The organism is Halonatronum saccharophilum DSM 13868 (assembly GCF_000517025.1).
Lineage (GTDB): Bacteria > Bacillota > Halanaerobiia > Halobacteroidales > Halobacteroidaceae > Halonatronum > Halonatronum saccharophilum.
This window is the reverse complement of record NZ_KI912092.1, coordinates 64687-88623: the sequence shown is the minus strand read 5'-3', so window position 1 is coordinate 88623 and position 23937 is coordinate 64687. Positions and strand designations below refer to the sequence as shown.

Genomic DNA, 23937 nt, shown 5'->3' with positions numbered 1-23937 from the left:
GCGACACCCAGCTTGGAAGGCTGGTGCTCTAGCCAACTGAGCTACTCCCGCACATTCATTTAATTAATAGTTGATAGTGGATAATTGATAGTTAAAAACTTGAAAAATTTTAGACTATCAATTTTCAATTATCAATTGTCAACTGATTTTAATGGTCGGAGCAGCAGGATTTGAACCTGCGACCCCCTGGTCCCAAACCAGGTGCGCTACCAAACTGCGCCATGCTCCGATAAGATTAATGGAGACGTCACTTTAAACGCGACAAATATTATTATAGATAATTTAATCGGAGATGTCAAGAAAAAATTTATACAATATTTTATCTTGCTAACAAAAATGTATCATTAATGATTGTCATTGTCAATTAAATTTCAAACAATAGCCTTATTTATTTAAGCTTTTTTAGGAATTTATTATAAGAGTTGCGATGTATATAAAAAATAGTGTCAGTGTCTGTATCAGTAAATTCAAGAACTTAAACCCTAACTGACACTAACACTGACACTAGTAATAAAGCTTTGCTTTATTACTATACAGATTGAACTTCCTTTACTTCAGGAATAGCTTCCTTTAGGTTCTTTTCAATTCCCATCTTTAAAGTCATTTGTGACATAGGGCATCCAGCACAAGCACCTTTAAGCTGTACCTTTACTATACCATCTTCTGTAACATCTATAAGCTCAACATCACCACCATCAGCTTGTAGAGATGGTCTAACCTTATCTAAAATTTCTTTTACACGTTCTTTCATTGTAAAATCACCCCCTTTAATAACACTTTTTAATATTCTAGATTAATTATAATTCTCCTTTATAAAGTTAATTTTTTAGTAGTTTCTTTTAAAGTATTTGCTGAATTAATAAAACCAGACTCCTCTTCAGGATCTAATGGCAGCTCTAGTACCCGTTTTATTCCTGAACTATTAACTATTGTTGGCAAGCTTAAGCAGATATCTTCCACTCCATACTGTCCTTCCATTAGGCTAGAGACAGTTAATATAGAGTTTTCGTCTCTTAATATTGATCTTACAATTCTAGCTACAGCTAAGGCAACTGCATAAAAGGTAGACCCTTTCTTTTCAATTATCTGATAAGCAGAGGTCTTTACCTTATGGGCAATCTCTTTTCTATCCTCATTTCCGCAGTTGTAGTTACAGACAGGACAATAGTTATCTAAAGAGGTTCCAGCAATATTGGTTAGACTCCAGACTGGAACCTCACTATCTCCATGTTCTCCAATAATATAACCATGAACATTGCTTGCTGCTACTTCACAGTTTCTACTTATTAGTGATCTAAATCGTGAACTATCCAATACAGTTCCAGAACCGATAACCTTATTTTTAGGTAATCCCGATAATTTTAATGTTACATAAGTTAAGATATCAACTGGATTGCTAACTACTAAAATAATAGCATTATCATTATACTTCATAATCTCTGGAATCATCTCTTTGAAGATCTCAGTATTCTTCTTAACTAGATCTAACCTAGTTTCGTCGGGTTTTTGGTTGGCCCCAGCAGTTATGATTATAACATTAGCTCCCTTACAATCAGAATAGTCTCCTGCATATACTTCTGCTGGCTTTATAAAAGAAGAACCATGATTTAGATCCATTGCTTCTCCTTCTGCTTTATCTTTGTTAATATCAATTAAAGCAATTTGTGAAGCGATGCCTTGAACCATTAGAGCATAAGCAGTAGTAGCACCGACTCCACCAGCACCGATAATAGCTATCTTATTTGGGTCATTCTCTCTATAGCATTTCATTATTTTTCCTCCTTTGAAGTTCTATTAATAGTATTGTCTAAAAAGTAATTTCTTATATATTAATATATTGACGATAATAATTATTATTCCTCTTTTTAATTGACACAAAAGTCGATAATTGTTATAATTAAGCTGATATATAATATGATAACGAAAGGGGTGAGAAGATGAAAAAGACAACAAGAAGAATGACAAAACAGAGAAAAAAGATATTAGAAGTTTTAAAAGCTACAAAATCTCATCCCACTGCTGATTGGATATATGACCAAGTAAAGAAAGAAATTCCAAACATTAGTCTGGGAACTATTTATCGTAACCTTAATGTTTTACGAGAAATGGGAGAGATTATTGAATTGAGTTATGGTAGCAGTTATAGCCGTTTTGATGCAAATACAGAGAATCACTATCACTTTACTTGCTTAGAGTGTGGATTAGTTCAAGATGTTGATTTTGAGGTTGATTTAGATATGGATAAAAAAGTAAACATGGCAATTGAAGGAGACGTAAAATATCATCGCTGTGAATTTTTTGGTTATTGTAAAGAGTGTAAGTAAATACTAAACATATTAACAACTTTCAACCTCCTAAATCTAGGAGGTCTTTTTTATATTATTGCAAGGAGGAATAAAGTTATGGAATTAGGATATGCTTGTGTAAATATGAGTTTGAAAGATGCTTCTCCAAATCACAGGATAACATTAAATTCATTAAAGAAATTATCCTCTGAGGGCCAACGTATAAGACTAAAGACCATAGCAAAGAAGAACCTAGCTAACACCCTACGAATTTTAAAGTTCAATAAAGCTCATAATATAAATTTTTACCGTTTTTCTTCAAATATTGTTCCCCTAGCAACTCATCCGATAATGGAGGGTTGGGACTATATCTTAGATTTAAAAAAAGATCTATTAGAGGTTGGTAATTATGTTAAAAAGAATGGTATGAGAACTAGTACCCACCCCGGACAGTATACCGTATTAAATAGTAATAGAGAGGATATTGTAAGCAGGGCTATAGATGATCTAGAATACCATTCTAAATTACTAATTGGTATGGGTTTAGATAGAACTCATAAAATGGTCCTCCATATTGGAGGAGCTTATGGAAATAAAGAGAAGGCTATAGAGAAGTTTAAGAGTAATTTTGCTAGGTTATCTGAAGATATTAAAGGTAGATTAATTATTGAAAATGATGATACTACCTATAATACAACAGAGGTTTTAGAGATAGCAGAGGATTTAGGAATTCCTATGGTCTTTGATATTCATCATTTTAACTGTAATCATCAAGAAGATGAAGATTTAAAAGAGCTTATTCCACGTATCTTCGCTACTTGGGGTGATGAAAAGCCTAAACTTCATTTTTCCTCTCCTAAAAGTGAAAAAAAATATGCCAGTCACGCTGATAATATAGAGAAGGATGATTTTTTAGAATATATAGATCTATTAAAGAGCTTAACAGATAAAGATTTCGATATTATGTTAGAATGTAAGAATAAAGATAAAGCACTTTTGAAATTGCGAGAAGAGATAAAGGTTGAGAGTTAATAGTAATAAAGCAAAGCTTTATTACTAGTGAAGAGTAATCAGTAATGGGTAATGAGTAAAACCTTAAAAGCCCAGAAACCCTTTATTCTTAGGTTTTGACCTTGTTGATTACTCTTCACTCATCACTGATTACCAGTTGCACAAAGTGCAACTATATTACTATAATATGCAGAGTAGAACTTAAATAATATGTGTGATATAATATTTTCAAGTGCAAGGATAATCTTCTTTATAAAATAATTATCAAAATTACTTATAAGATTACTGATGTTTTTTATCTTAAAAATCAACGGAGGTGCAAATATGTTTAGTAATAGATTCTTTCGAATAGCGAGTGGGATAATAATGATCTTAATTATTATCTTCTTAAGCCTTCAAATACCAAATCTTTTAGATAATATAAAGAGTATAATCTATTTAGTAGGTATCCCAATGTTAATGGCTGCATTCTTTTATTATATGCTCCGACCTGTTGTTAGATTTTTGCAGAGATGGATAAAAAACAAAGGGTTTTCCATATTATTAACATTTATTGGAATGATATTGTTAATTGCTTTTATTACCTATTTTGGAGGGAGTATAATATATACCGAGATGAGAAGGTTGATACGTTTTCTCTCCAATTATGAGGTAAGTGAAAGTGTGATAAATCAAGGGTTTAGTCAAATAGAAGAGTTGGGCTTTTTAGGTGAGTTTGATTTAGGAGAAAGGATTACTGCTTTTGTTCAAGAGGGGGTAAGAAGAGTCAGTGAATATGACTTCTTTGGTGCATTTGCTTCCCTTACTCAATTTGCTGTAATAATGTTATTAATACCATTTCTAACGGTTTATTTTTTGAAAGATGATGAAAAGTTTGCTAATAAAGTTATGGAAATTACTCCATTAAAGTATAAAGAAAAGGCTAAAGAAATATTATCTACTATTGATTTAATATTTGGAATATATATTCCAAGTCAACTTTTAGTTGGTGTTATTTCTGGTTGTATTATGTTTGGAGGATACTTGATCATTGGGGTTCCTAATGCTATTGGTTTATCAATTATGTTGGCGGTGGCATCAGTAATTCCTTTTTTAGGGCCAGCAATTGGAACCTTACCTGCATTTTTTATAGCTTTAACTACTAGTCTAGACATGGTAATTAAAGTAGCTATTCTTATGTTAATTGTTCAACAATTTGAAGGAAATGTAGTAAGGCCTATCTTGCAAGGAGGTAAACTTGATATACATCCAGTAATAATTATTATAATAATATTGATTGCAACTTTATTGTTTGGGGTCTTGGGTGCTTTGTTTGCAGTTCCATTTTATGCTTCAGTAAGAGGTGTTATTAGGGTTATGTGTTTTGATGAAAAAGCAAATGATAATTGCTAGATGATATTTGAAAACCTAGTACTAAAGTAGGAGATTAATCTCCTACTTTTTTATATCAAAATTAGACTAAAAGTAGAGGACTATTATTGATGTTAGTTGTATAATGTAAGTAAAGATTAAGAAAGTAGGGGTTAATATGATTAAAGTATTCTTAGTTGATGACCATCCTTTTGTTTTACAAGGGCTGGAGAGTTATCTTTCTACCCAAGATAATATAGAGGTGATCGGAGTATCCCAAAGCGGAAGAGAAGCTATCGAAGAGATTAAACGGTTAAAGCCAGATGTTGCGACTGTTGATCTTCATTTGGGTGATATTAGTGGGATAGAGATAACAGCCCAGATTAAGAAAGAGGGTATAGGTACTGAAGTAATTATCCTCTCTAGCTTTAGTAAGGATGAAGAGATAATAGCAGCTATCGATGCTGGGGCATTGAGTTATTTGATGAAGGACTCCCCTCCTCAAAAGCTGGTTGAAGCAATTTTCGCTGCAAGTAAAGGTGAGCCAGTCTTACACCCAAGAATAGCTAAAAAGATAATGAAAAGAGCAACTGGCAAAGACCTTAGTATAGAGCCTTTAACTACAAGGGAGGAAGATGTCTTAGCTTGCTTAGTTAAAGGGAAGAGTAATAAAGAGGTTGGTGAAGAATTGTATATATCAACTCGAACAGTCAAAACCCATGTTAGCAACATTTTAAAGAAATTAGATGTTAATGATAGGACTCAAGCTGTAATTAAAGCTATTGATAATAACTTAGTGAAAAGGTGATCCTATGAAGGATAAGATTAAAGAGATTTTAGTTGGAGAGATTAAGCAGGCGATATTGATAGGGATTGGAGTTACAATGTTTTATTTTTTCACCTTCTATCCCTATAATGGTTTCAATTTTAAATTATTACTAAACAACCTTATTTTTGGAAGTATAGTAGGTTACTCCATCTTTGTTATAAATAATATAACGCCTCTTTTATTGAATGAATATATTTATTGTTATCGTAATAATTTATTTTTACATATAATAAATAGTTTTTTTGTTAGTGTAGTAACTTATAATTTGGTAGTTAAAGTTTTTAGTATTTTTGTTTCTGATTTTATATCTGGTCCTTATACATTTTATATTAGTTTAGGTGTTGGAGTTATTTCTGTTATGATTTCTGTTTTTTATTATGCATTAGATAAACAGGAGGAAGCCCTTCGATTAGAGAAAGAAAATAAGAAACTAGCTGTCTTAGAAGAGCGAAATAGAATAGCTCGAGAATTGCATGATTCTGTATCTCAGAACCTATTTGGGATTAACCTACAGTTAAATACTCTAGAGGGATTTTTAGATATAGATATTAAAAAGTCTAAAGAGGTGATAAAGTTATCAAAAGAGATGGTTGAGGAAGTTCAGACTGAGATGCGGCTTATGATTTATGAATTAAGACCAAATAATTTAGAAGATAAGGATTTTTTTGTGGCTGTTGAGGATTTAATTAATCTATACCGTGGAAGGTATAATCTTGATATTAAACCTTCTCTTAAAGGAGATGAGCAGTTACTAAGTTATAAAGTAAAATTGGCTTTATATAGAATAATTCAAGAATCTTTAAATAATGTGATAAAACATGCTAAAGCAACTAAGGTAAATATAAATCTAATTATTTTAAGACCAGAATCTGCTAAATTAATGATTAAAGATAATGGGCAAGGTTTTGATATTGAGCAGCTAAAGAATAAAGCAGGTCATCTTGGTTTAAAAGGTGTAGAAGAAAGGGTAGAAGAGGTAACTGGTAAGTTTGAGATAAATTCAAAATTGGGTGAGGGAACCATTATTAAGGTTATTATTTAAAATATAGAATAGATTTTCATACTTTAGTAGGAGATAAATCTCCTGCTTTTTTTATTTTAAATTACTCCTTTAGCTAGATGATTGCTTTCTTAGAATAAAGTACAATTAAAGTAAGAAAGAGAAATAAAGGAGGAATAAAAGTAATGAAGAAAAATAAATCTTTATCATTTTCTATTTTAATCTGTTTACTAATGCTTACTTTAATTAATTTGCAGGTTGATGCTCAAAGTAATTTAAATGAAGGTGAAGAACTATATTTAGAGGCTAGGAGCTTATATTATAATCCAAAGGGTGAGACGGAAAAGGAGCAAAAAGAAAATATTAATAGGGCAATTTCACTTTTAGAGGAGAGTAAAGAGGTTTTTACAGAGGTTAATAATAAATATGAAAGTTATTATTGGCAAGGGAGAACAGAGTTTTTATTAGCTGAAATAAATGAAGCGATAGGAGAAAATAGAAGGGCAGCCATTGGCTTTCAAAAGGCTGAAGGGCTGGCAGAAAAAGCTTTAAGAGAGGAGGCTAGCTCGCAGGCTCATTCTTTATTAGCAGACTCATATATGAGACAATTTAATTATAGGGGTAATATGTATGTGATGCAATACGGGCCAACGTCTTTAAGGTTACTACAAAGGGCTGTAAGTATGGATAGCAGTAATTATAGGGCTTTAAATTCGCTAGGGAACTATTATTACTTTGCGCCTGAGATTGGTGGAGGAGATAGAAATAAAGCAATTAGAAGCTTAAATAGGGCCTTAGCTAGTGATGATAAGCATGATAATTTTATCTCTTATATTTGGTTAGGGGTTATTATGCGAGAAGAAGGAGATATAACTAAGGCAGAAGAGTACTTTAATAAGGCACTAGAAATTTACCCTAATAGTCTATGGGCCAAAGCTGAACTAGAGGGAGGGATTGACTATGTCAATTATTAAAGCTGAAGGAGTAAGCAAATCTTATCTTAGTCAGGTAGAAGAAATTATAGCCTTAAAAGAGGCTAATTTGACTATTGAGGCAGGAGACTTTGTAGTGATTAATGGCCCTTCTGGTAGTGGGAAGACTACTTTACTTAATTTATTAGCAGGAATTGACAAGGCTACTAAGGGAGAGCTATATATCAATGGTTTAGCTTTAAGTAGTTTAAGTGATAAAGAGAATACTTTACTTAGACGGGATAAGGTTGGTCTAGTATTTCAAAGTTTTGAATTAATACCAGTCCTAAGTGCTTGGGAGAATGTTGAATATCCCTTGTTGTTACAGAAAGTAAATAAATCAGAGAGGAAAAAGAGGGTAGATAAGATTTTAAAACAGGTAGGTTTAGAGGAGGTAAAGGATAATCTTCCTTCACAACTGTCAGGTGGTCAAAAGCAGCGGGTGGCAATTGCTAGGGCACTTGTAACAGATCCTAAAGTAGTTTTAGCAGATGAGCCTACAGCAAGCTTAGATACCAAGACTGGTAAAGGGATTATTAAATTGATGCTTGATTTAAATCAAACTAAAGAAGTAGCTTTTATAGTTGTAACCCACGATTTGGCTATTAATGATTATGCTAAACGATTGCTCAAGATTCAAGATGGGGTATTAAAGGAGGTGGGAATAGGTGTTTAAGATAGCATTAAGAAATATCTTAAGAAATAAACGGCGGACATTATTAAGTTTAATTATTATCGTAATCAGTACTACCTTTTTATTTTTAGCTATAGGTTATGTAGAGGATACCTACCAAGGTTTAAAGTGGATGGAAGTTGCTCGTAATGGTTATTTTCAGGTAGCTAAAGAAGGATTTTGGGATCTTGAAGATAGTAAGCGGAGATTATTAAGTCGAGATGATATAGTAAAGATTGAAGAGATATTTAGTGGAGAAGAAGATATTAGAGATTATACTCCTACTCTTGGACTTACTGGAATCTTAGGAACAGAAGACAATAGTATTCCTGTCTTTGGTGAGGGGATTGAGCTGGATAGTGAGTCATCAATAATGATTGAATCAGGAACTAATCTATTTTTTGGTGATCGAGCTAGGATTTTATTAGGAAGTGGGGTTAAAAAACAACTAAATGTAGATATTGATGAGTGGGTTTCGATTATGACTACTACTCCCCAAGGTGCTTATAGTGCTCGAAGTTTAAAGGTAACTGGAGGCTTTTCGACTGGTTCTAGTATGGCAGATAATAATTTTGTAATAATACCAATTGGCTTTGCTCAAGAGATTTTAAATGTAGATGGCGTAGATAAATTTAAGGTTACTTTAAATGAGAATGCTCAACTTGAAGAAATAGTAAATAACTTAGAAAAAGATTTTGAAGAAGCAGGTTTAAGTGTTGAGGTTAAAAGTTGGCTAGATTTAGCAGAAGCTTATTATCAGATTAAAGGACTTTACGATATGGTATTCTTATTTTTAGCGGTTATAATCTTTGTTTTAGTCTTCTTTAGTATTTTAGAGATTATGTCTATGTCCTTTTTTGAACGGATGAATGAGATTGGGACTATTAGGGCTATAGGTACTAGACGTAGTCAGGTCTTTTCCCAGTTATTTCAAGAGGCTTTGATTTTAGGGGTTATTGGAGGGTTGCTTGGAATTATTTGTGGATTTGGTCTAGGAAGTTGGATTAATGGGGCAAATCTAACCTATCTACCTCCAGATGCAAGCCAAGAGGTTCCTTTTGCTATTAATATGGCAGTTAAAAATGGGATTATTCCTTTCTTTTTAGTTTTGATTTCAACTGGATTATCGGCTCTTTATCCTGCATTCAAAGCAGCGAGGTTAAATGTTGTTGAGACCTTAAGGTATGTTTAGATGGGTTTAGAGTTGATAATTAAATTTTGTCACTATATATTAATTTAGTTTAACAAATAAAAATATAGAGAGGTGTGAAAATGGAGAAAATATTAATTTTAAATGGAAGCCCTAAAGGTAAGAAAGGAAATACGGCAAAGTTGGTAGATAACTTCATCTTAGGGGTTAAGGATGAAATTTCAGATTTTAAGATAGATTATGTGGAATTGAAAGATAAAGAAATTAATGGATGTACAGGTTGTTTTTCTTGTTGGGAGAAGACTCCTGGAAAGTGTATCTTTAGAGATAGTATGGATGAATTAATTCCTAAGTTGTTAAAGTCAGATATGATTATCTGGGCAACACCTCTTTACCATTATGGGATGACATCTTTAACTAAGAGGTTTATCGAAAGAACACTTCCTTTGGCTAAACCAGAGATAGTTGATTGTGATGGTGTTTATGGTCATCCAGGAAGGTATGAAGTAAAGGAGAAGAAAGAAGTATTAATTTCTACCGCTGGTTTTCCTGAAGATCATAACTTTGAGGTTTTAATAGAAGAGTTTAATAAGGTTGCTTCTATAGATGAGAGAATCTTAACTGTAATGGGAGAGCTGCTCTCAGTTAAAGCTTTAGAGAGGAGAATAGCTTGGTATTTAGAAGCAGTTCGCCAAAGTGGTCGAGAGTTTGTTAAAGAAGCTTCTTTTAGTGATGAGATAAAGCAGACTTTGAAGAAGCCCCTTGTACCTATGGATGATTTTTTAGATATGGCAAATTCAAGGTATGATGAGAAAGAAGAAAACAAATACAAATCAGAGCAAGGATATCATCTCTTAAATTTGATGAAACATACTTTCAACCCTAAAGGTGCTGGTGACTTAGAATGTATCTTAGAATTTGAGTTTACCGATACTCAAGAAGTTAATCACTTTATTATTAAAGATCGAAGTTGTGAGTTGAAGAAAGGAAAGAGTGGAGACTTTAGAACTAAGGTAGTCACAACTACAGAGGTTTGGCGGGAGATATCTGATGGTCGGCTAGATGGGGCCAAGGCTATGATGGATGGACTTTATAAGGTTGAGGGAGACTTTAAGTTGATGATGGAGCTGGATAACTTCTTTGGTTCTGGAGATGATGATGATTTTGATACTTCTGATATTTCTATAGAAGCTAAAGAGAGTTCTTTTCTAACAGGGATAAAAGCGATGAACCTATCCTTTATACCTTGGATATTTTCTTGGATCTTCATAGAGCGAAGCCTCTTTTTAGGAATTGTACTCCCTCTTTTGGTCAGCTTAGTTATAGTTTTTTTAAAGAGGAATAAGTATGAGGTTAGTTATTTTGAGAGATCTAACCTTCTTTACTTTTCTATTCTATCTATCATAGGGCTTCTTGGATATGTAGATATAAAGAATATTGGAATTGAACTCAATCACTTTTCAATTGCAGCAATTTGGTTAACTTCAGTTTTTATTAATAAGCCTTTAACTAGTGAATATTCAAAGTATGATTATCCTAAAGCTATGGAGAAAAATCCTATATTCATTAGAACTAATAATATAATAACTCTATTTTGGGTTGGAATATTTTTTATACAGGTGCTAGTAGTAATAGCTTTAAAGAGTTATGGTTATATGAACCTCTCCCCCTTGCTTTATTTATTGATTATCTTAGGTTTAAAGTTTACTGGCTTCTTTTCTAACTACTATCCTGAGTATTTGGCTAAAAGATGAATATTTAGTAGGGATATATAAATTAAAATAAATCGGGAGGGAAGTATATGATAAATAAAAATTGGATTGAAAAAGGGTTAATTGTATTGTTATTAGTGGTTTTTGTATCTGTTCCTATAGAAGCAATTAGTTTAAAAGAAGCAGAAGATTTGTTAGAGTTAGCTTATAATAGAGGTAATTTTACGTGTTCTTATATCTTAGAAATAGAAAATATTGTTCGGGAAGATGGAGAAGAAGATAGAGCACATTTAAAGGTTTATCTTTATCAAGCTGGAGAGAAGCAGTTGGCTACCTTTGTTGGCCCTGAAAGATTAAGGGATCAAAGGTATTTAGTAGTCGGTTATAATACTTGGATGTATCAAGACGGACTGAGAAGACCAATTAGAGTTTCGGCTAATCAAAGACTATTTGGAGATGCTGGAATTGGTGAAACTGTAGGACTTGATTATTATAATGATTATGGAATTAAAGGTGTAAGTAGAGAAGATAAAGATTATATTTTAGAGCTTAAAGCTAATGAAAGAGCTATGGTCTATCAGCGGGCCAAGGTTAGAATTACTAATGATGGTTATTTTAAGGCTGTAATCTTAAAGGATTCAGGAGGAACTCAACTTAGAAAGGTAAGTTATCAAGAATATCGAGACGTTAATGGTCATAGGATTGCTGATTTAATAATTGAGGATTTATTACAAAATAGAGATCGTAAAACTGAGCTTAGATATATAGATATTGTAGAAAAAGATTTGCCTAGTAGGCTATTTCAATCTAATCGGATGGGGGATATAGAATTGATTTTGAACCAATTGTAATCAAAGGCAGGTGATAAAGATGAAGAGGTTTAAGATGAACTTTTCCTTGGTTATTTTACTAATGTTATTTTGTCTATCAGTTGAGGTTAGAGCAGTTGAGATAAGTGGTGAGTTGGCCAATGAATTTAGTTATATTAGGGGAGAAAGAATAAATCAATCAACTGGTCAATTAGAGGATATAGATATGATTGCTAATACTTCTAAACTAAATTTGGGTGTTTGGGGACTTTTAGGGGATTATCAATATAGATTAGATTTGAATTTAGATGGAAGTGAGTTTTCAACCCAGATAGAACAAGCTACGGTAAGTACTTTTTTAGGGCCAACTTTTTTAGAAGTAGGAAAAAAAGATTGGGGCTGGAGTGAAGGATTTAGCTCTTCTCCAACTTACCCTTTAGAAGATGATGAGATTTATTTAGGAACAGAAGCAAATTTCTTTTATAGAGGTTATGATTTAGACTTTGGATTAGCTATGGATCAAGACAATGAGAGTTTATCTAGTGGCTGGTTTAAGCTGGAAAGATTATTATATACAAGTGATTATGGTTTAGTACTTTCTTATTTAGAAGATGATTTAGAAGAACTTAATTTAGGAGTAGATTATTCTAAGGATTTTTTAAATGATTTACTCTTTTATTCTAGCTTTAATCTTAATTATCATTTAGAAGAGGATGATTTTAAAGAAAAGTTTTTATTAGGGGCTAGTTATTATACAGAGAATAAATTGATTATTGGAGAGTATTATCGTGAAGATGATGATTTTTTGTTTTTGTCGTTAAGAAATAATAATACTTCAAATGATTGGAGTTGGAATTTGGCATATACTGTTAGTTTAGATGATTCTGGCCAACAGCGAAGCTTGAATTTATCTTATTTAGGATTGGATGATTTTACTCCTAACTTGGAAGTAGTTAATCTTAATGATTTTATTGATAGTTTCGATGGTTGGGAGGTTAAGTTTAAGATGATAGTAGATTTATTTTGATTTTAATGGTCTTGATTTTACTCACATCCACACTATATAACAAGAACGGGTGATAAAAGATGAAAAAATCAATTATATTTTTAGTATTAATGATCAATATATTACTTGTTTCACCGGCTAAGGCATCTTTAGGCTTCAACCCAATATTTCCTTTTGAAGGAATAATTGGAATTAAAGGAGATTATCATTTAGAAGAGTGGGCACTTTATGCTGGTTTGGGATATGGTTTTGAGACAGAAGAAATGCATTATAATTTAGGTACTAAATATCAAATTAATCCTCAACTTAGCTTAGATGCCAAATATAATAATTGGTATAATTATAACCTTCCAGGCTACATTTCTGAAGAAGGGGCTAAAGTTAATTTAAATTATCAAAGAGCTTTGGGAGAAAATTTAAATTTAGCTATTTTTAATGGAGAAGTTAAAGATGAAGGTGAAGAGATAGAGACTATTTATTTTAATTGTAATTACCGAAGGGAGTTATATTATAGTTGGGGTAAAGAAGTTCATCTTTTTTTAGATATTAGCTCTGGTCAAACTGATGGTGATGATATTTATTATATTTCTAATTTGAAGTTACCTATAAAACTAGGCAATTATACAATCATCCCCGAATTAGGATATATTAAAGGTTCAGATAAGCTAAAGCCTTACTATGAGTTGGAACATTATTTGATTGGTCATTCTCAAGACAAAGAAGGAACAAAGCGTATAAATCTTAGGTTGGAAAGAAGGTTTGATTCTTTTTCTCAAAGTGGGATTTTTGGAATTGAAATGATGGACTTAGTTACTTCAATTAATATTGGTGATATTTTGGCTGAGGATGAAGGTATTGATGATTTGAGTTTAAATGCTACTGTAGGAATTGGATTATCATATGAAATGGGACCAGTGGATTTTCGTTATAAGTATTTTATAGATAATAAGGGAGAGCATAGATTTAAGTTTAATATAGTTAATAGTTATTAAAATAATAATTAGGGGGGATAAGAGATGAAAAAGGGGCATTTAACAGAAGAGGAAGCTAAAGTAGCTAGAACAATATTTTATCGTCGTGTTCAAACAAGTAATATGAAAGAAGAATTAAATATGGTAAAAACTAATGCTAAGACTGTGTTCGATAGTGGAAAAACTGATCTTCCTTTTCATATCTTCATCTCTAATGAGAATGAAGATGAATTATGGGAGGAAAGTTTGGTTTCTTATGCCAAAGCAACTGCTGGAGAATATTTCATATTAGATGCTGGTCACTATATTCATCTTGATTATCCTGAACTTATTGCAGAAAAGAGTAAGGAACTTATTGAGTGAACCTAGAGAACAAATCTATTTTAATATTAAATTATTGATGCTGATTAAAGTTATTTTTTAATATAGACACACTAGCGTTGCATTGTTATTTTCTAACAATGCAACGCTAGTGATATTCAATATTTATAGTGCAAAAAAGTTGGCCTATTTAGGGCAACTTTTTTGTTTAGAGAATAAAAAGATAAGTTTCAACTAATAATATCTTTAAAAGACAGAAGAGAATCTAAAGAATAAAGGAGGGATTGAAATGGGCCAATCTATAGAAGAAATCAATAAAGAAAAGTTAGTGGAGATTAAGAAGAAAGAACATTTTAAAAAGTTATTAGAAGAGAAGAATAATGAAAAATATAACTTAATAGATTTCTTGCACGAAGTTCAGAATATCTATGGTCACTTATCTAGAGATATACAGATTACCATAGCAGAGGAGATGGGACTTCCCTTAAGTCAAATACATAGTGTTGTTAGTTTTTATTCCTTGTTTACAACAACTCCTAAAGGAAAATATACGATTGAGGTTTGTATGGGAACGGCTTGCTATGTAAGAGGGAGTAAGGATATCTTAGATAAATTGAGTAAAGAATTAGATATAGAGCCGGGCCAAACTACTGAAGATAAGAAGTTTACACTAGAAGGAACAAGGTGTATAGGAGCTTGTGGTATGGCTCCAGTAGTAGTTATTAATGGTGATGTATATGGAAGAATAGATGTAGATGATTTGCCAGAAATTTTAGCAAAATACGAGTAAAGAGAAAGGGGTGTAGGTATAATGGGAACGACAGAGATTTTAGTCTGTGGGGGGACGAGTTGTAATTCCTCTGGTGGGCCAAAAATATATAAGAACTTGTTAATGTACATAGAAGAGTACGACTTAAGGAAGAAGACCAGGGTTATTCAGCCAGGATGCTTTGGATTTTGCGAACAAGGGCCAATTGTAGTTATCTATCCTAATGGTAGTAAGGAAGGGGTCTTTTATTGCCAGTTAAAAGAAGAGGATGCTCAAAGGATTGTAAAAGAACATTTAGTTGATGGAAAAGTTATAGAAGATTTTCTTTATGTAGACCCTAAAACTGGAGAAAAGATTGCGAAACATGAAGATATGGACTTTTATAAATATCAACAAAGAATCGCTTTAAGAAACTGTGGGACTATAGACCCATTGAGTATAGAAGATTACCGGTATAGGGGAGGGTATAAGGCATTAAATAAGGTATTAAAGGAGATGTCGTCTGAAGATGTAATTAATGAGGTCAAAAGATCTAAGTTAAGGGGTAGAGGTGGAGGTGGATTTCCAACTGGAGTTAAATGGGAGATAACATCTAAGGTTGATGGGGAATCTAAATATGTTATCTGTAATGCTGATGAAGGAGACCCAGGAGCCTTTATGGATAGAAGTATCTTAGAGGGGGATCCCCATAGTGTGATCGAGGGGATGGTTATTGGAGCATATGCTATTGGAGCCCAAAAAGGTTATATATATGCTAGGGCCGAGTATCCATTAGCTATAGATAGAACAGAGGCCGCCCTTGAGGATGCTAGAAGAGAGGGTGTTTTAGGTAAGAATATATTAGGAAGTGGGTTCAACTTTGATTTAGAAATTAGAATTGGAGCAGGCGCCTTTGTTTGTGGAGAGGAGACAGCGTTAATCACTTCAGTTGAGGGATATCGAGGAGATCCCCAGCCTAAACCCCCATATCCAGCTCAGGGTGGGTTGTATGGAAAGCCAACTTTGATTAATAATGTTGAAACCCTTGCTAATATACCAATAATAATAAATGAAGGTGGAAAATGGTATTCCAAGATAGGGACTAAAGATAGCACAGGTACTAAAGTCTTTGCTCTGGCAGGGGATATTAATAATACAGGTTTAATTGAGGTTCCTATGGGAACAACCCTAAGAGATGTAGTCTTTAATCTAGGTGGTGGAATACCAAAAGGGAAGGAGTTTAAAGCAGCTCAGACAGGAGGTCCATCAGGAGGGTGCTTAACTGAAGAAGATTTAGATATCACTTTAGAGTACGATTCCTTATTGGATGCTGATTCTATGATGGGTTCAGGTGGTTTGATAATCTTAGACGAGGATAGCTGTATGGTCGATGTATCCCGTTTTTATCTCGACTTTACCCAAGATGAGGCCTGTGGTAAGTGTGCACCAGGAAGAATAGGAACAAAGAGGATGTTAGAGATTTTAAATAAGATTACAGAAGGTAAAGGAGATGTTGCCGATCTAGGGGTCTTAAAGGAGTTAGCAGAGAATATTAAGAAGACAGCCCTTTGTGGATTGTGCAAATCTGCCCCTAATCCAGTTTTAAGTACAATAGAACGTTTTGAAGATGAGTACTTGGCCCATGTTAAGGAGAAAAAATGTCCAACAGGTGTATGTGAAGGTCTATCTAAATGGATAATAGAGCCAGATGAATGTAGGGCTTGTGGTGTCTGTGAGCCGGTATGTCCTGTTGATGCTATAAGTGGTCAGCGAGGAGAAGTGTATAAGATAGATCCGGAGATATGTATAGATTGTGGAGTTTGCGCTAAGAAGTGTCCTTTTGATGCAATTCATAAGGCATAGAGATTAAGGAGGGAAGTAAATGAGTGAGATAACTGTGACTATAGATGGAGAGAAAGTTCAAGTAAAAGAAGGGGCCAACATATTAGATGCGGCAAGAAAGATAAATGTAGATATACCAACTCTCTGTTATTTAGAGGGGGTAAATGAGCCGGCAGGGTGTAGAGTCTGTGTTGTAGAGATAGAAGGGGAAGTAGGGTTACAACCTGCTTGTAAGTATAAAGCCAAAGAAGGGATAAAGGTTAAGACCAATACACCAGAGGTATTAAGGGCAAGAAAGACTGTATTAGAACTTTTGCTATCAGATCATCCCTTTGATTGTTTAACTTGTGCAGCAAACTTAAATTGTGAGCTGCAAAGTTTAGCTGATCAGTTCAATATTAGACAGATAAAATTTCAGGGGGAGAAGAATGAATATCCAATAGATGACCTATCTCCAGCAGTGGTAAGAGAACCTAGTAAGTGTATTGCTTGTCGAAGGTGTATAAGTGTTTGTAGTGAAGTTCAAGAAGTACATATTTATGATGTTTTAGAGAGGGGATTTCCAGTTGTTGCTGGTCCTGCTTTTAATGATAGTCTTTTAGATACACCTTGCATAGCTTGTGGTCAATGTATCTTAGTCTGCCCTACAGGCGCTTTGCACGGGAAGGACGATAAAGAGCAAGTTTGGAGGGCTTTAAGGGATCCAGATAAGCATGTTATAATTCAGACTGCTCCTGCAATTAGGGTTACTATAGGAGAGATGTTTGGTATGGAGCCAGGAGAGTTAGTAACCGGAAGGTTAGTAGGTGCTCTAAAGAGGTTAGGTTTTGATAAGGTCTTTGACGATTGTTTTGGAGCTGATGTTGTTGTTATGGAAGAGGGAACAGAGTTGATTGAGAGGTTAGAGAATGGAGGAGATTTACCTCAATTCACTTCATGTTGTCCAGGCTGGGTTAAATTCTGTGAAAGCTTTTACCCTGAATTGATTCCAAACTTATCATCTTGCAAATCTCCTCAGCAGGTCTTTGGAGCCCTTGTTAAGACTTATTATGCAGAGCAGTCTGGGGTTGATCCTAAAGACATATTCTCTGTTTCGGTAATGCCCTGTGTAGCTAAAAAGTATGAGGCAGGACGAGAAGAGATGAATGATAGCGGTCAAGATAGAGATGTAAATGTTAATCTTACAACTAGGGAGTTAGGTGAGATGATTAGAGAAGCTGGGTTAGATCTCAATAAAGTTCCCGAAGAAGATTATGATGAGCCTATGGGTCATGCTTCAGGAGCAGGTGTTATTTTTGGATCTACAGGTGGAGTTTGTGAAGCGACTTTAAGAACAGTTTATGAAAAGTTGACAGGAGAAGAATTAGAGGATATAGAACTAAGGCAGATAAGAGGAGAGGACTTTAAGGATGGAGAGATTGATTTAGGCGATGGTAGAGTCATTAGAGCTGCTGTTGCTAGAGGTACAGGAAATGCAAGAAGGTTAATAGAAAAGATAAAGACTGGTGAAGAAGAGTATGACTTTATAGAAGTAATGGCCTGTCCCAATGGAGGATGTGTTGGTGGAGGTGGTCAACCTGTTTATTCTGGTTATGATCGTTGGACTAAGATGGGCCAACATTATCTAAAAAGAGCAGAGGGGTTATTTGAAGCCGATCGTCAAAAAGAACATCGTAAGGCACACAATAATCCACACATTCATAGATTATATGAAAGCTTCTTAGGTGAACCCCATAGCGAGAAAGCCCAAAAGCTTCTCCATACTGGGTATACTGATAGGATGTTATATACAAGAGATAGATTACATGGAAGTAAAGAGTGTAATGATGGGGCTTTACCACATTGTAGGCAAGGAGAGCAGACTTAATAGTAATAAAGCGGAGCTTTATTACTATTAAGTGTCACTTAAAAAAACTAACGGAGGGTAAATATGGTTTATTTAGGTATAGTATTATTTGTTGGAGCATTATTGGCGACTTTAATTATAATCAGAAAAAGTTAGAGATAACTAGAATTAAATTAATTCTGGTTATAAGAAGGAATTACTGATTAAAGTTAGAATTAATATATAAATATAGTATTATGTGGAGTGGTAAAAATGTTTGTAGAATTTCAAGTAAAGACAAAGAATCATTCTGAGTTGATAGATATTAGTTCTAAAGTACAAAAAATAGTTAATGAATCTAATATAAGGGGTGGAAGCTGTATTGTTTTTATTCCGCATACAACGGCAACTATAACTATAAATGAAAATGCTGATCCTACTGTTAAGACTGATATATTAAATAAATTAGATGATCTAATCCCTTGGGATGACAATTACAAACATTTAGAGGGTAATTCTGCAGCACACCTTAAGGCTAGTCTGTTTGGAAATAGTGAACATATAATTATTAAAGGTGGTAACTTATTATTAGGAATTTGGCAGGGGATTTATTTAGCTGAATTTGATGGGCCAAGAATCAGAAAGGTTCAAGTGAAATTGATGGAAGGCTAGGAGGTATTTATATGTTAGTTGATTATCACACTCATCCATTGGGTCATATGGATAGAGAAATAACTAAAGATAATATAAGGGAATTTCTTGAGTCTGGAATAGAAAAAGGTATAAAGGAGATAGGGTTTACAGATCATAATCGTTATTACAAATCTTTTAACTTTAAACTGATTGAGGAGGTGGCAGGAGAATATCCAGATATACAGGTTAAAAAAGGTATAGAGATGGATTATACTCCTGGCAAGGAAGAGGAGATTGAAAAATTTTTAAAGCAATTTGAGTTAGACTATGTTATAGGTTCTATTCACTATATAGGTGATTGGATGTTTGATCATCCTGATTATAAAGATGAATATGATAATTGGGATATTAAAGAGTTATATAAAGAATACTTTAACTATGTTAAAGGAGCAGCCGAATCTGGACTCTTTAATATATTAGGTCATCTTGATTTAATCAAAGTCTTTGGTTTTAAGGTAGAAGGTGACATAAGTGATATAATAACTCCTATATTAGAGGTTATAGCTCAAGAAGATTTGACAATTGAGATAAATACTAATGGGATGAATAAACCTGCTAAGGAGTTTTATCCAAGTCGTCAAATTTTAGAGTTGGCTTACGGGTTGGGGATTAAAGTTACAACTAGTTCTGATGCTCATAATGCTCAAAGGGTTGGGGAGAATTTGACTAAAGTAAGGGAGTTGCTATTAGACATCGGATATAAAGAGGTAGCAACTTTTAAAGAAAAGAATAGAATAATGGTTAAGTTATAATGAATTTATAAACTAATTATCAAGATAAGTTTGGGTAGTAGAATATACCCAGACTTATCTTTTTTGATTGAAATTTTTTCAATCAAGTGATTTTTATTCAAATCTAATTGACATTTTCTTTAATCTATTATAATCTAAACTATAGCTAGATTAAGTAATTAGTTTAGAGTTTTGTTGGAGAAAATATAAATTTGAAAAAACTTTATCTTAAAATTAATTATTATGTTTAACTATATACTAAGTGATAGATGTTTTTTTATATTAAGGGGGAAGAAATGATAATAAGAGATGATATTAGAAATGTAGCAATTATTGCTCACGTTGATCATGGTAAGACTACTTTAGTGGATGGGATGTTAAAGCAGAGTGGTATTTTTCACGCTAAACAAGAGGTTGAAGAAAGAATTATGGATGCTAATGATTTAGAAAAAGAACGTGGAATTACTATTTTAGCAAAGAATACAGCTATTAATTACAAAGATGCTAAAATAAATATTGTGGATACTCCAGGTCATGCTGATTTTGGAGGAGAGGTGGAAAGAATTTTAAAGATGGTTGATGGTGTTCTTTTAGTCGTTGATGCCTTTGAAGGGCCAATGCCACAAACTAAATTTGTTTTGACCAAAGCTTTAGAGCTTGATCTAACTCCAATTGTAGTTATTAATAAGGTTGATCGTCCAGATGCTAGACCTAGTGTAGTTGAAGATATGGTATTAGATTTATTTATTGAACTTGGAGCTAGTGAAGAGCAGATTGAATTTCCTGTAATTTATGCTTCTGCTTTGGAAGGTTTTGCCCAAGATGACTTAGAAGAAGAAAATGATAACCTAGAACCATTATTTAAATCAATTATGGAGTATATTCCTGCTCCGCAAGGAGAATTGGATAAGCCACTACAGATGGTCGTTACTACAATAGAGTATAATGACTATGTAGGAAGAATGGCTATTGGTAAGGTCCATCGTGGAGTTGTAAAACAAGGTGAGAGAGTAGGGATTTGCAAACAAGATGGTGAGATTGATACTAAGAGTATAACTAAGATCTTCACTTATCAAGGTTTGGGTAAAGAAGAGGTAGAGGAAGCTAAGGTTGGAGATATAATTGCTCTAGCTGGAACTGAGGGAATAAATATCGGTGAAACTGTTGCTGATGTTCACAATCCAGAGCCTTTGCCTTTTATTGAGATTGAAGAGCCAACTGTATCTATGACCTTTACTACAAATGATAGTCCATTTTCAGGTCAAGAAGGTGACTATGTTACTTCTCGCCAATTAAAGGATAGATTATTTAAAGAATTAGAGAAGAATGTTTCTTTAAGGGTTGAAGAGTTGAGTCCAGATACCTTTAAGGTCTCTGGTAGAGGTGAATTACACCTATCTATTTTAATTGAAACAATGAGAAGAGAAGGCTATGAGTTCCAAGTTTCAAAGCCAGAAGCTATCATCAAGATAGAAGATGGTAAGAAGTTAGAGCCTATCGAAGAAGTTTTTGTAGATGTTCCTGAAGAGTTCATGGGAACAGTTATTGAAGAGTTTGGTAGGCGTAAGGGTGAAATGAAGAATATGACCCACTTAAGTCAAATTAGAGTTAGGTTAACCTTTGAGATTCCAGCTAGAGGATTAATCGGTTTTAGATCTGAGTTCTTAACTAAGACTAAGGGAGAAGGAATCTTAAATCAAACCTTCTCTCATTATGATGAGTATAAAGGAGATATCTCTAGTAGGAGAACAGGTTCTGTAGTAGCAGATCGCCAAGGTGAGGTAACTCGTTATGGTGTCTTTGGTACTCAAGAGAGAGCTACTATCTTTGTTGATCCAGGAACTAAAGTTTATGAAGGAATGATTGTAGGTTCTAACTCTAGAGAGCAGGATTTAGATGTTAATATCTGTAAGCAAAAGAAACTGGATAATATGAGATCGTCTTCTTCAGATGAAGCTATGTTATTAACACCAGCAACCAAATTAAGTTTAGAGGAGTCTTTAGAATATATAACTACTGATGAATTAGTAGAGGTTACACCTGAAAATATAAGGTTGAGAAAGAAGATCTTAGATAAGAAGAAAAGGATTAAGTCTAAAAAATAGCCAATAGCTATCAGCTGTCAGCCCTCAGATAAGATCAAGAACTAAAGCTCTTAAGTCTTTTAGCTGAATGCTGATAGCCGATAGCTGACAGCTAAAATGGGCGTCAGCCCATTTTATTGTATTATTTGTCAAAAAGTCATTGTGACTTACATATAGTAAATATAGGTAATTGATATTTATAAGAGAAATGAGAAGGGGAGGAAGGAATTAAAATGAGATTAGCAGCAAAGGTAGAGAAGATTGATACTTCACCTACTTTGGCAATAACGGCTAGGGCCAACGCTTTAAAGGCAGAAGGGGAGGATATCATAAGTTTAGGTGCTGGGGAACCTGACTTTTCAACACCAACCCATGTTAAAGAGGCGGCAATTAAGGCAATAGAAGAGGGCTTTACTAATTATACGGCAACAGTAGGGATTAAAGATTTAAGAGAGGCTATCTGTGATAGCATAAAAGAGGATAGAGGAGTCGAGTATAGTAGTGACCAAGTAATAGTATCTAGTGGGGCCAAAAACTCTTTGTTTAACGCTATTTTAGCTTTAGTAGAAGAAGGTGATGAAGTAATATTACCTGCTCCATATTGGGTTAGCTATACAGAACAGATTAAATTTGCTGGCGGAAGGCCTGTTGTAGTAGATACCTTAGAAGAGAATGGTTTTAAATTAACAGTAGAAGAGTTAAAGCAGGCTATAACTCCAAAGACTAAGGTTCTTATACTTAATAGCCCAAATAATCCAACTGGATCAGTTTATACTAAAGGTGAATTGGAGAAGATTGCTCAGGTTATTATTGAAGAAGACCTTTTTGTAATCTCTGATGAGATTTATCGAAAGATATCATATGAGGCTAAGGCTACAAGTATAGTCTCTTTGGGTGAAGAGATTAAGAAGAGAACTGTAATTATTGATGGGGTATCAAAGGCTTATGCAATGACTGGTTGGAGAATTGGTTATGGTGTAGGGCCAACAAAGGTAATTGAGGCTATGGCTAGATTGCAAAGTCACAGTACTTCAAATGCTAATTCTGTTGCTCAAAAAGCCAGTTTAGCAGCAATTGCTGGAACTCAGAAGCCAACAGAAGAGATGCTAAAGGCCTTTGATAAGAGAAGAGATATTATTACTGATGTTATTAATGATATTGAAGGGATGAAGGCTAATAAGCCTAAAGGAGCCTTTTATTTGTTTGTTAATATAAAGGATCTACTCGGAATGACAGTTAAGGGGCGCAAGGTAGAAGATGATCTGACTTTGGCTGAGCTAATCTTAGAAGAGGTTGGTGTGGCTGTAGTCCCAGGAACAGCCTTTGGTAAGGAAGGTTATATTAGGCTTTCTTATGCAACCTCTGAGGAAGATATAAAAGAAGCAATAAGTAGAATTAAAGGGTTTGTTGAATTATATAGTTGATTTTAAGTAAAAGAAGGATTAGGATTATCTAATCCTTCTTTTCTACTTTAAGGTTAACTATAGAGGTTGGTTGGATAACTATCCAAATTAAATCTAATTTATAACTTTTACCCTCAATTATTATTATTCGATTATTTAATGTTTGAGCTAGAAGGCTACCGTCAACATCATCTAAATCTCTTCCAACTAAACTATTAAGAAGGTCTAAGATTCTTTTCTTTAATTCTTGATTAATATGCTTATCTAAGGTACTATCTAGCTGAACTTCTACCCTTCTAATAACCTTTCTCCTCTCTTCTGCAAGAGATTCTTCGAGATTATTAAGTTGGGTCTCTTGGCTTTCTACCTGACTTTCTAGCTCTTTATTTTGGTAGATAAGCTCATCTAGGTAAGGACTTATAGATAAGTTAAGTATTGTAGCACCGATAATTAGACCAAGGATAAAGGAAGCTAGTATTCTTAATAGATCTTCCTTTGTTAAGGTGAGAAATTTAAAGGTCAT

23 protein-coding genes and 1 tRNA gene are annotated in these 23937 nt (G+C 33.7%); 20 read left to right on the top strand and 4 right to left on the bottom strand.

What is annotated here, in order from left to right:
• Positions 1-152: 152 nt before the first annotated feature.
• From HALSAC_RS0102485 to HALSAC_RS0102470, 3 genes are all read right to left on the bottom strand, one after another.
• Positions 153-229: transfer RNA gene (locus HALSAC_RS0102485), tRNA-Pro, on the bottom strand.
• Positions 230-529: 300 nt separating this feature from the next.
• On the bottom strand, positions 530-751 hold the full coding sequence (locus HALSAC_RS0102475; RefSeq protein WP_027338941.1) for a NifU family protein: 222 nt from the start codon (positions 749-751) through the stop codon (positions 530-532).
• Between the two features lie 59 nt (positions 752-810).
• Entirely contained in the window at positions 811-1770 is a 960-nt protein-coding gene (locus HALSAC_RS0102470; RefSeq protein ID WP_027338940.1) for an L-lactate dehydrogenase, read from the bottom strand.
• A 167-nt stretch (positions 1771-1937) separates the two neighbouring features.
• Here HALSAC_RS0102470 and HALSAC_RS0102465 point away from each other — a divergent pair, with 167 nt between their 5' ends.
• From HALSAC_RS0102465 to HALSAC_RS0102370, 20 genes are all read left to right on the top strand, one after another.
• Positions 1938-2324, top strand: a complete 387-nt coding sequence (locus HALSAC_RS0102465) for a Fur family transcriptional regulator (protein ID WP_027338939.1) — start codon at positions 1938-1940, stop codon at positions 2322-2324.
• A 78-nt stretch (positions 2325-2402) separates the two neighbouring features.
• Complete coding sequence (gene uvsE / locus HALSAC_RS0102460) at positions 2403-3317, top strand: UV DNA damage repair endonuclease UvsE (protein WP_027338938.1); 915 nt, start codon at positions 2403-2405, stop codon at positions 3315-3317.
• A 303-nt stretch (positions 3318-3620) separates the two neighbouring features.
• The gene (locus tag HALSAC_RS0102455) at positions 3621-4688 is read left to right on the top strand and encodes an AI-2E family transporter (RefSeq protein WP_027338937.1); all 1068 of its coding nucleotides are present in this window, start codon (positions 3621-3623) and stop codon (positions 4686-4688) included.
• A 136-nt stretch (positions 4689-4824) separates the two neighbouring features.
• Complete coding sequence (locus HALSAC_RS0102450) at positions 4825-5454, top strand: response regulator (RefSeq protein ID WP_027338936.1); 630 nt, start codon at positions 4825-4827, stop codon at positions 5452-5454.
• A gap of 4 nt (positions 5455-5458) precedes the next feature.
• Positions 5459-6517 carry a sensor histidine kinase gene (locus tag HALSAC_RS16270; RefSeq protein ID WP_027338935.1) on the top strand — a complete coding sequence of 353 codons (1059 nt, stop codon included), beginning with the start codon at positions 5459-5461 and terminating at the stop codon, positions 6515-6517.
• 143 nt (positions 6518-6660) lie between these two features.
• Positions 6661-7449, top strand: coding sequence for a tetratricopeptide repeat protein (locus HALSAC_RS16265; RefSeq protein WP_027338934.1), 789 nt, complete (start codon positions 6661-6663; stop codon positions 7447-7449).
• The gene (locus HALSAC_RS0102435) at positions 7436-8122 is read left to right on the top strand and encodes an ABC transporter ATP-binding protein (RefSeq protein ID WP_027338933.1); all 687 of its coding nucleotides are present in this window, start codon (positions 7436-7438) and stop codon (positions 8120-8122) included. Before HALSAC_RS16265 ends, HALSAC_RS0102435 begins: the two co-directional genes overlap by 14 nt.
• The gene (locus HALSAC_RS0102430) at positions 8115-9311 is read left to right on the top strand and encodes an ABC transporter permease (protein ID WP_027338932.1); all 1197 of its coding nucleotides are present in this window, start codon (positions 8115-8117) and stop codon (positions 9309-9311) included. Before HALSAC_RS0102435 ends, HALSAC_RS0102430 begins: the two co-directional genes overlap by 8 nt.
• Positions 9312-9391: 80 nt before the next feature.
• A complete protein-coding gene (locus HALSAC_RS0102425; protein WP_027338931.1) occupies positions 9392-11023 on the top strand; it encodes an NAD(P)H-dependent oxidoreductase in 1632 nt (543 codons plus the stop codon).
• A gap of 47 nt (positions 11024-11070) precedes the next feature.
• Positions 11071-11832, top strand: a complete 762-nt coding sequence (locus HALSAC_RS0102420) for an outer membrane lipoprotein-sorting protein (protein WP_027338930.1) — start codon at positions 11071-11073, stop codon at positions 11830-11832.
• 19 nt (positions 11833-11851) lie between these two features.
• Positions 11852-12817 carry a hypothetical protein gene (locus HALSAC_RS0102415; protein ID WP_027338929.1) on the top strand — a complete coding sequence of 322 codons (966 nt, stop codon included), beginning with the start codon at positions 11852-11854 and terminating at the stop codon, positions 12815-12817.
• A gap of 59 nt (positions 12818-12876) precedes the next feature.
• The gene (locus tag HALSAC_RS0102410) at positions 12877-13788 is read left to right on the top strand and encodes a hypothetical protein (protein WP_027338928.1); all 912 of its coding nucleotides are present in this window, start codon (positions 12877-12879) and stop codon (positions 13786-13788) included.
• Between the two features lie 24 nt (positions 13789-13812).
• Complete coding sequence (locus tag HALSAC_RS0102405) at positions 13813-14130, top strand: hypothetical protein (RefSeq protein WP_027338927.1); 318 nt, start codon at positions 13813-13815, stop codon at positions 14128-14130.
• A 247-nt stretch (positions 14131-14377) separates the two neighbouring features.
• Complete coding sequence (locus HALSAC_RS0102400) at positions 14378-14878, top strand: NADH-quinone oxidoreductase subunit NuoE family protein (RefSeq protein WP_027338926.1); 501 nt, start codon at positions 14378-14380, stop codon at positions 14876-14878.
• Between the two features lie 18 nt (positions 14879-14896).
• On the top strand, positions 14897-16699 hold the full coding sequence (locus HALSAC_RS0102395; RefSeq protein WP_027338925.1) for an NADH-ubiquinone oxidoreductase-F iron-sulfur binding region domain-containing protein: 1803 nt from the start codon (positions 14897-14899) through the stop codon (positions 16697-16699).
• Between the two features lie 19 nt (positions 16700-16718).
• Complete coding sequence (locus HALSAC_RS0102390; RefSeq protein WP_027338924.1) at positions 16719-18545, top strand: NADH-dependent [FeFe] hydrogenase, group A6; 1827 nt, start codon at positions 16719-16721, stop codon at positions 18543-18545.
• Between the two features lie 231 nt (positions 18546-18776).
• Complete coding sequence (locus HALSAC_RS0102385) at positions 18777-19175, top strand: secondary thiamine-phosphate synthase enzyme YjbQ (RefSeq protein WP_027338923.1); 399 nt, start codon at positions 18777-18779, stop codon at positions 19173-19175.
• An 11-nt stretch (positions 19176-19186) separates the two neighbouring features.
• The gene (locus HALSAC_RS0102380; RefSeq protein WP_027338922.1) at positions 19187-19948 is read left to right on the top strand and encodes a histidinol-phosphatase HisJ family protein; all 762 of its coding nucleotides are present in this window, start codon (positions 19187-19189) and stop codon (positions 19946-19948) included.
• Between the two features lie 275 nt (positions 19949-20223).
• Complete coding sequence (gene typA / locus HALSAC_RS0102375; protein WP_027338921.1) at positions 20224-22032, top strand: translational GTPase TypA; 1809 nt, start codon at positions 20224-20226, stop codon at positions 22030-22032.
• Positions 22033-22244: 212 nt separating this feature from the next.
• Positions 22245-23435 (top strand): pyridoxal phosphate-dependent aminotransferase, encoded by a 1191-nt coding sequence (locus HALSAC_RS0102370; protein ID WP_027338920.1) that lies wholly within the window; start codon positions 22245-22247, stop codon positions 23433-23435.
• Positions 23436-23463: 28 nt separating this feature from the next.
• On the opposite strand, the gene HALSAC_RS0102365 is transcribed toward HALSAC_RS0102370, so the two are convergent.
• Positions 23464-23937, bottom strand: coding sequence for a sporulation membrane protein YtrI (locus HALSAC_RS0102365; RefSeq protein ID WP_027338919.1), 474 nt, complete (start codon positions 23935-23937; stop codon positions 23464-23466).

Excerpts from the sequence above, each read along its gene's own strand:
- HALSAC_RS0102475 (WP_027338941.1), bottom strand. The coding sequence starts at position 751 with ATGAAAGAACGTGTAAAAGAAATTTTAGATAAGGTTAGACCATCTCTA.
- HALSAC_RS0102470 (WP_027338940.1), bottom strand. The coding sequence starts at position 1,770 with ATGAAATGCTATAGAGAGAATGACCCAAATAAGATAGCTATTATCGGT.
- HALSAC_RS0102465 (WP_027338939.1), top strand. The coding sequence starts at position 1,938 with ATGAAAAAGACAACAAGAAGAATGACAAAACAGAGAAAAAAGATATTA.
- uvsE (WP_027338938.1), top strand. The coding sequence starts at position 2,403 with ATGGAATTAGGATATGCTTGTGTAAATATGAGTTTGAAAGATGCTTCT.
- HALSAC_RS0102455 (WP_027338937.1), top strand. The coding sequence starts at position 3,621 with ATGTTTAGTAATAGATTCTTTCGAATAGCGAGTGGGATAATAATGATC.
- HALSAC_RS0102450 (WP_027338936.1), top strand. The coding sequence starts at position 4,825 with ATGATTAAAGTATTCTTAGTTGATGACCATCCTTTTGTTTTACAAGGG.
- HALSAC_RS16270 (WP_027338935.1), top strand. The coding sequence starts at position 5,459 with ATGAAGGATAAGATTAAAGAGATTTTAGTTGGAGAGATTAAGCAGGCG.
- HALSAC_RS16265 (WP_027338934.1), top strand. The coding sequence starts at position 6,661 with ATGAAGAAAAATAAATCTTTATCATTTTCTATTTTAATCTGTTTACTA.
- HALSAC_RS0102435 (WP_027338933.1), top strand. The coding sequence starts at position 7,436 with ATGTCAATTATTAAAGCTGAAGGAGTAAGCAAATCTTATCTTAGTCAG.
- HALSAC_RS0102425 (WP_027338931.1), top strand. The coding sequence starts at position 9,392 with ATGGAGAAAATATTAATTTTAAATGGAAGCCCTAAAGGTAAGAAAGGA.
- HALSAC_RS0102420 (WP_027338930.1), top strand. The coding sequence starts at position 11,071 with ATGATAAATAAAAATTGGATTGAAAAAGGGTTAATTGTATTGTTATTA.
- HALSAC_RS0102415 (WP_027338929.1), top strand. The coding sequence starts at position 11,852 with ATGAAGAGGTTTAAGATGAACTTTTCCTTGGTTATTTTACTAATGTTA.
- HALSAC_RS0102410 (WP_027338928.1), top strand. The coding sequence starts at position 12,877 with ATGAAAAAATCAATTATATTTTTAGTATTAATGATCAATATATTACTT.
- HALSAC_RS0102405 (WP_027338927.1), top strand. The coding sequence starts at position 13,813 with ATGAAAAAGGGGCATTTAACAGAAGAGGAAGCTAAAGTAGCTAGAACA.
- HALSAC_RS0102400 (WP_027338926.1), top strand. The coding sequence starts at position 14,378 with ATGGGCCAATCTATAGAAGAAATCAATAAAGAAAAGTTAGTGGAGATT.
- HALSAC_RS0102390 (WP_027338924.1), top strand. The coding sequence starts at position 16,719 with ATGAGTGAGATAACTGTGACTATAGATGGAGAGAAAGTTCAAGTAAAA.
- HALSAC_RS0102385 (WP_027338923.1), top strand. The coding sequence starts at position 18,777 with ATGTTTGTAGAATTTCAAGTAAAGACAAAGAATCATTCTGAGTTGATA.
- HALSAC_RS0102380 (WP_027338922.1), top strand. The coding sequence starts at position 19,187 with ATGTTAGTTGATTATCACACTCATCCATTGGGTCATATGGATAGAGAA.
- typA (WP_027338921.1), top strand. The coding sequence starts at position 20,224 with ATGATAATAAGAGATGATATTAGAAATGTAGCAATTATTGCTCACGTT.
- HALSAC_RS0102370 (WP_027338920.1), top strand. The coding sequence starts at position 22,245 with ATGAGATTAGCAGCAAAGGTAGAGAAGATTGATACTTCACCTACTTTG.
- HALSAC_RS0102365 (WP_027338919.1), bottom strand. The coding sequence starts at position 23,937 with ATGACCTTTAAATTTCTCACCTTAACAAAGGAAGATCTATTAAGAATA.